Source organism: Geodermatophilus arenarius, from assembly GCF_042654585.1.
GTDB lineage: Bacteria > Actinomycetota > Actinomycetes > Mycobacteriales > Geodermatophilaceae > Geodermatophilus > Geodermatophilus arenarius.
Map to the genome: position 1 here is coordinate 131752 of NZ_JBHSGR010000013.1, position 6879 is coordinate 138630.

A 6879-nucleotide genomic window follows, 5' to 3' on the forward strand; every position below is an offset into this window, starting at 1 on the left:
GCGGGCTCAGGACAGCTCGAGCCCGGGGTAGAGCGGGTGCGCGGCGACCAGCTCGGCCGCGGCCGCGCGGGTCTTCTCGGCCAGCCCGCCGTCGACGACGTACCTGGCCTTCGACGGCGAGCCGTCCCTGGTCGCGGTCGGGCTGGTGTGCGACAGCACGTCGACGATGAGCTCGGCGGTGCGGTCGAACTCGGCGGCGCCGAACCCGCGGGTGGTCAGCGCGGGGGTGCCCAGCCGCACGCCGGAGGTGTACCAGGCGCCGTTGGGGTCGGCCGGGATCGCGTTGCGGTTGGTGACGATGCCGGCGTCGAGCAGCGCCGACTCGGCCTGCCGGCCGGTGAGGCCGAAGCCGGAGACGTCGAGCAGCACGATGTGGTTGTCGGTGCCGCCGGTGACCAGCCGGGCGCCGCGGCGGGACAGCCCCTCGGCGAGGGAGACGGCGTTGTCGACGACGGCCTGCGCGTAGCCGGCGAACTCCGGGCGGCGCGCCTCGGCGAAGGCGACCGCCTTGGCGGCCATGACGTGCGGCAGCGGGCCGCCGAGCACCATCGGGCAGCCGCGGTCGACGGCGTCGCTGTACTCGGGCTGGGCCAGCACGAACCCGCCGCGCGGGCCGCGCAGCGACTTGTGGCTGGTGCTGGTGACCACGTGCGCGTGCGGCACCGGGTCGAAGTCGCCGGTGAAGACCTTCCCGGCGACCAGGCCGGCGAAGTGGCTCATGTCCACCACGAGCGTCGCGCCGACCTCGTCGGCGATCTCGCGCATCCTCGCGAAGTCGACCTTGCGCGGGTAGGCGGAGTAGCCGGCCATGAGGATCAGCGGGCGGAACTCGCGGGCGCGGGCGCGGACGGCGTCGTAGTCCAGCAGCCCGGTCCCCGGGTCGGTGCCGTAGGAGGACTGGGCGAACATCTTGCCGCTGATGTTCGGGCGGAAGCCGTGGGTGAGGTGGCCGCCGGCGTCGAGGCTCATGCCGAGCATCCGCTGGTCGCCGAGGGCGTGCCGCAGGGTGGCCCAGTCCTCGTCGGTGAGGTCGTTGACGTGCCGGACGCCGGCCCGCTCCAGGGCGGGGGACTCGATCCGCTGGGCGAGCACCGCCCAGAACGCGACCAGGTTGGCGTCGATGCCCGAGTGCGGCTGGACGTAGGCGTAGGGGGCGCCGAACAGCTCGCGGGCGTGCTCGGCGGCCAGCGCCTCGACGGTGTCGACGTTCTGGCAGCCGGCGTAGAAGCGGTGGCCGACCGTGCCCTCGGCGTACTTGTCGCTGAACCAGTTGCCCATGGTCAGCAGCACCGCGGGGCTGGCGTAGTTCTCGCTGGCGATGAGCTTGAGGGAGGCGCGCTGGTCGGCGAGCTCCGCGCCGATCGCGTCGGCCACCCGCGGCTCGACCTCGGCGATGACCGACAGGGCGCTGCGGTAGGCGGTGGACGCGGCGGCGGCGTCGAAGGAGGGGGTCACGTCGCTCATGGGGGCTCCTGGCGGGTGTCGGCGTCAGCGGTGCCCAGGCGCCCGGCGGGGGAGTGCAGGCCGCTCCCCGGTGGTGCCCCACCTCGATGCGCCAGTCACGGCCCGCTGCCGATGGTAGCCGGGTCCCGCGCCGTCCTAGGCTCGGACCGTGCAGTCCGACGAGATCGAGACCCTCACGCCGGCCGAGGTCGCCGACGCGCTCGGGGTCTCGCCCAACAAGGTCCGGCAGCTGGTCCGCGAGGGCAAGCTCATGGCCGTGCCGGGCAGCGGCAACAGCCGCATCCCCGCCGACTTCCTGCAGGACGGCGCCGTGCTGCGGCACCTGCCCGGGCTGATCACCGTCCTCAAGGACGGCGGGTTCACCGACGCCGAGGTCTTCGAGTGGCTGTTCCGCGCCGACGAGTCGCTGCCCGGCACCCCGGTCGAGGCGCTGCGCGGGGACCGGCACACCGAGGTCACCCGGCGCGCGCAGGCCCTGGCCTTCTAGGAGCGCCGCCTCCTGAGCCGCACCGCCTGGGCGCTCGCGAGGCGGCGGGCGAAGACCCCGAGCCGGCGCGGCTTGGACACCGTCACCCGGCGGTCGAGCACCCGGTAGTCGGCGCGCTCGATCTCGGTGAGGATCCCGCCGTAGAGCGCCGTGGCCGCGCGCACGCAGTCCCTGGACTCCGGCGCGAGCATCGGCGTCCCGGGGGCGGCGTCGTCGTAGCGGCGGCGGACGATCTCCACCATCTCCTGCATGAGCGCGCGGAAGCGGGCGTCGTGCCGCTTGGCCTCGATCTGCTCGCGGGTCACGCCGTGGGCGGCCATGACGTCGGCGGGCAGGTAGACCCGGCCGCGGTCGGCGTCCTCGGCGACGTCGCGCAGGAAGTTGGTCAGCTGGAACGCCTCGCCGAGCGCGATGGCGTGCGGCGCGGCCTCCTCCTGCGTGACGCCGGGCGCGGTGCCCAGGACGGGCAGCACCTGCAGGCCGATCACCGACGCCGAGCCCCACATGTACCGGTCCAGGGCGGCGATGTCGGCGTAGCCGGTGACGGTGAGGTCGCTGGTCATCGCGGCGAGGAAGTCGACGAGGTGCTCGACCGGGATGCGGTACCGGCGGTAGGTGTGCACCGTCGCCAGGCGCACCGGGTCGTCGGACCAGCCGGCCTCCAGCTCGTCCAGCAGCGCCCGCGACCAGTCGGCGAGGTCGGCCTCGGGGTCGGCGCCGGGGTGGTCGACGAGGTCGTCGGCGGTGCGCGCCGCGGCGTACAGCGCGTGGATCGCCGGGCGGCGGTCGGCGGTGAGCAGCCGGGTGGCGAGGTGGTAGCTCTTGCCGTGCTCGGCGTTGACCGCGGCGCAGTACCGGTAGGCGGCGTCGAGCCGCTCCTGCCGCTCGGCCTGCGTCAGCGGCCGCTCGGTCGCCGTCACCGCGTCACCGGCCCGGTGATCCGCTCGGCGGCCAGCCGGCCGCTGATCACCACCATCGGCACGCCGACGCCGGGCTGCACCGACGAGCCGGCCAGCACCACGTTCTCCGGGCCCCGGCGGGGCAGCGTCGGCGTCCGGAAGGGACCGGTCTGGCCGAAGGTGTGCGCCAGGGCGAACGGCGTGCCGGCCGCCATGCCCTGTCGCGCCCAGGTCAGCGGGGTGTCCACGTGCTCCACCTCGATCGCGTCGGAGATCCCCGTCCAGCCGCGGGCCTCGAGCACGCCCAGCACCTCCTCCCGGTAGCGGGGGGCGAGGGCGTCCCAGTCGATGCCGGGGTTGCCACCGGAGTGCGGGTCGAGGTTCGGCGCGGGCGCGACGACGCTGAGCACCTGCCCGCCGCTGGGCACCAGCGACCGGTCGGTGACCGAGGGCGTGCTCACCAGCAGGCTGGGGTCGCTCATCGGCCGGCCGTCGCGGGTGAGCTCGTCGAACACCTGCCGCCAGGCCGCGCCGAAGCTGATCGTGTGGTGCGCCTGCCCCGGCAGCTCGTTCCGCACGCCGAGGTGCAGCGTCACGCACGACGGCGAGTAGGTGGGCCGCCGGCGGCGGGCGAAGCCCGGCACCAGCCGCTCGGGCACGTCGGCGGTCACGACGACGGCGTCGGCGGGCAGCCGCTCGCCGCCCGCGAGGCAGACGCCGGTGACCCGCCGGCCGCGCAGCTCCAGCTCCTCCACCGTCGCGCCGTACCGGAACACCACGCCGGCGTCCGCGGCCGCGGCGGCCATCGCGCGCGGCACCGCGCCGATCCCGCCGACCGGGTGCCAGACGCCCGCGCCGATGTCGAGCTGCGCGATGACCGCGTACGCGGCGATCGCCCGGAACGGCGACACCCCGGCGTAGAGGGCCTGGAAGCTGAACAGCCGGCGCAGCCGGTCGTCGGTGAAGAAGCGCGCCACGTGGCTCGACAGCCGCCCGAACCCGCCGCGCCGGACCAGCGCCCACAGCTCGGGGCCGAGCAGGTCCAGCGGGGTGTCGAGGTTGCGGTCGATGAAGGTGTCCAGCTGCAGCCGGTACAGCTCGGCGAGGTCGGCGAGGTAGCGGCGCAGCGCGGCGGCCTCGGCCGGGCCAGCCAGCGCCTCGACCTCGGCGGCGAACCGGTCGACGTCGGCGTGCACGTCCAGGTGGGAGCCGTCGGCGAACTGCGCCCGGTAGGTGGTCTCCAGCGGCACCAGCGTCAGCCGGTCCTCGAGCTTCTCGCCGACGGCGGCCAGCGTGTCGGCCACCAGCTCCGGCGCGGTGAACACCGAGGGGCCGGTGTCGAGGACGTAGCCGTCGCGGGCCACGACACCGGCGCGCCCGCCGGGGCCCTCGCCGCGCTCGACGACGGTCACCTCGCGGCCGGCGCCGCGCAGCCGCAGCGCCGTCGCGAGGCCGGCGAGGCCGGCGCCGACGACGACGACCCGGTCGGTCGGCCCGGGGACGGTGCGCACGCTCAGGCGGTCCGCGAGGTCGCCGCGACCGCGAGCGCGTCGAGTGCGGCGCGGGCCTCGTCGGCGATCGGGGCGTCGGCGATCGCGCGGCGGGCGGTGGCGGTGCGCTCGGCGATCCGCTCCTCGACCCGGGCGCGGGCGCCGGTGTCCTCCATCAGCCGGCGCAGCGCGTCCAGCTGCTCGGCGCCGCAGTCCGGGTTGCCCAGGCAGCTGCGCAGCAGGCGGCGGCCGGCGTCGTCGGCGGCCTCCTCGGCGAGGGCGACCAGCAGCGTCTGCTTGCCCTCGCGCAGGTCGTCGTCGGCGGACTTGCCGGTGACGGCGGGGTCGCCGAACACGCCGAGGACGTCGTCGCGCAGCTGGAACGCCTCGCCCAGCGGCAGGCCGACGGCGGTGTAGACGTCGGCGGCGCGGGGTCCGGCGCCGGCGATGGCGGCGCCGAGCTGCAGCGGTCGCTGGACGGTGTAGCCGGCGCTCTTGTAGCGGGCGACGGTGAGCGCGCCCTGGGCGCCGGGCAGGCCGCCGGCGGCGCGCAGCAGGTCGAGGTACTGGCCGGCGGTGACCTCGGTGCGCATGGTGTCCCAGACCGAGCGGGCGCGGGCCAGCGCCGGGGCGCTGATGCCCGAGCGGCGCAGCAGCTCGTCGGACCAGACCAGTGCGAGGTCGCCGACGAGGATGGCCGCGCCGACGCCGAAGGCCTCGCCGTCGCCGGACAGGCCGCCGTCGCCGTGCCGGGCGGCGAAGCCGACGTGCGTGGCGGGACGGCCGCGGCGGGTGAGGGCGCCGTCCATGACGTCGTCGTGGACCAGGGCGCTGGCGTGGACGAACTCCAGCGCGGCGACCGCGCGCAGCACCGCGGCCTCGTCCTCGGCCGGGCCGCGGACGTCCTCGGTGACCCCGCGCCAGCCCCAGTAGGCGAACAGCGGGCGCAGCCGCTTGCCGCCGTCGGCGAGCGCGCAGACCTCGTCGACGACGGGGGTGAGCGCCGGCGCCATCCCCGCGAGCGTGGTCCGCTGCTCTTCCAGGAACCCGGTCAGCGCGGCGGAGACGGCGCCGCGGATCCGGTCCAGGTCGGCGGCCTCCAGGGGCGGCGCCAGGGGCCGGACCACGGACTCTGCCTCTGCCGCCCCGGTGATCACGCGGCCAGTATCGCCCCATCGAGTCGCGCGCGTCCTGTCCAGGGGCCGGTGGTGGGCGCTCACGGGACCTCCTCGCCGCACTGCCGTCGCGGTGTCGTCGTCTTCCCCGGGTCTTCTGCCGGGAGCGTGTGGACGGATGCAGTGGCTGCGGCTCCCCGTACCCTCGGCACCCGTGACCCGAAGCGTCCGCGAGCTGCTCGCCTCGTCGCGGCCCACGTGGTCGTTCGAGTTCTTCCCCCCGAAGACGCCCGAGGCCGAGGTCCAGCTGTGGACGGCGCTGCGGCAGCTCGAGCGGCTGCAGCCGTCGTTCGTGTCGGTCACCTACGGCGCCGGCGGCTCGACCCGCGAGGGCACCGTCGCCGTCACCGAGCGGATCGCCGCCGAGACGACGATGACCCCGCTGGCGCACCTGACCGCGGTCGACCACTCGGTTGCCGAGCTGCGGCACGTGGTCAGCCGGCTGGCCGCCGCGGGCGTGCGCAACCTGCTGGCGCTGCGCGGCGACCCGCCGGGTACCGATCCGCAGGCCGAGTGGGTCCGGCACCCCGAGGGCCTGGAGTACGCCTCGGAGCTGGTGGAGCTGATCCGCTCGATGGGCGACTTCTCCGTCGGCGTCGCGGCCTTCCCCGAGCGGCACCCGCGCTCGCCGGACTTCGAGACCGACGTCGAGATGTTCGTGCGCAAGTGCCGCGCCGGGGCGGACTTCGCGATCACGCAGATGTTCTTCCGCGTCGAGGACTACCTGCGGCTGCGCGACCGGGTCGCCGCCCACGGCTGCGACGTGCCGGTGATCGCCGGGGTCATGCCGGTCACCAACGCGCGGCAGATCGCGCGCATCGTCCAGCTGTCGGGCCAGGCGTTCCCCGAGGGGCTGGCCGCACGGTTCGCCGAGCTCGACGGCGACTCACCCGAGGAGAAGGCGGCGGTGCGCGCCTACGGCGTCGAGGTGGCGACGGCGATGTGCCGGCGGCTGCTGGACGAGGGCGTGCCGGGCATCCACTTCATCACCATGAACCGGTCGACGGCGACGCGGGAGGTCTTCACCAACCTCACCGACGCCGGTACCGGGACCTCGGTGCCCTCGACGCTGGCCGCCACCCCCTGACCGACGCGGTTGCTCCGCCTCCTGCGGGCAGCGGCTCCCCGTCCCGCACGTCCGGCACGACCGTTCCGGGCGTCGGCTCACCCCGTCCGGTGGTGAGCCGACGCCGGACTGATCCCCTGACTCAGAAGGGTGGCGGGTCGTCACCCGGGTCGGCCGGCGGCATCCCGGCGTCCTCGGGCGGTGGATCGGGTTCATCCGGTGGTGGTCGCACCCCCGGTGGCCGGGTGGTGCGGGTGATCCCGGACGGGGTGGTGACGGTGAGGGTCCCGTCGGCGCT

6 protein-coding genes and 1 riboswitch are annotated in these 6879 nt (G+C 75.5%); of the genes, 2 read left to right on the forward strand and 4 right to left on the reverse strand.

Features of this window, described 5'->3' with window-relative positions:
- Nucleotides 1–6: 6 nt before the first annotated feature.
- Nucleotides 7–1464 carry a glycine hydroxymethyltransferase gene (locus tag ACFO3M_RS13415; RefSeq protein ID WP_387989337.1) on the reverse strand — a complete coding sequence of 486 codons (1458 nt, stop codon included), beginning with the start codon at nt 1462–1464 and terminating at the stop codon, nt 7–9.
- A 25-nt stretch (nt 1465–1489) separates the two neighbouring features.
- Nucleotides 1490–1573: riboswitch (ZMP/ZTP riboswitch) on the reverse strand.
- Between the two features lie 39 nt (nt 1574–1612).
- Between ACFO3M_RS13415 and ACFO3M_RS13420 the strand changes: the two genes are divergently transcribed.
- Entirely contained in the window at nt 1613–1951 is a 339-nt protein-coding gene (locus ACFO3M_RS13420) for an Rv2175c family DNA-binding protein (protein WP_387989340.1), read from the forward strand.
- Here the strand turns inward: ACFO3M_RS13420 and ACFO3M_RS13425 are convergent.
- From ACFO3M_RS13425 to ACFO3M_RS13435, 3 genes are read right to left on the reverse strand one after another with little or no spacing between them, the layout of a single operon-like run.
- Nucleotides 1948–2871, reverse strand: a complete 924-nt coding sequence (locus ACFO3M_RS13425) for a phytoene/squalene synthase family protein (protein ID WP_387989343.1) — start codon at nt 2869–2871, stop codon at nt 1948–1950. The two genes, ACFO3M_RS13420 and ACFO3M_RS13425, sit on opposite strands and share 4 nt — an antisense overlap.
- Nucleotides 2868–4361 (reverse strand): phytoene desaturase family protein, encoded by a 1494-nt coding sequence (gene crtI, locus ACFO3M_RS13430; protein WP_387989346.1) that lies wholly within the window; start codon nt 4359–4361, stop codon nt 2868–2870. Before crtI ends, ACFO3M_RS13425 begins: the two co-directional genes overlap by 4 nt.
- 2 nt (nt 4362–4363) lie before the next feature.
- On the reverse strand, nt 4364–5467 hold the full coding sequence (locus ACFO3M_RS13435) for a polyprenyl synthetase family protein (protein ID WP_387989349.1): 1104 nt from the start codon (nt 5465–5467) through the stop codon (nt 4364–4366).
- 202 nt (nt 5468–5669) lie between these two features.
- On the opposite strand from ACFO3M_RS13435, the gene metF reads away from it, so the two are divergent.
- Nucleotides 5670–6602, forward strand: coding sequence for a methylenetetrahydrofolate reductase [NAD(P)H] (gene metF / locus ACFO3M_RS13440; RefSeq protein ID WP_387989352.1), 933 nt, complete (start codon nt 5670–5672; stop codon nt 6600–6602).
- The last annotated feature ends 277 nt before the right edge of the window (nt 6603–6879 follow it).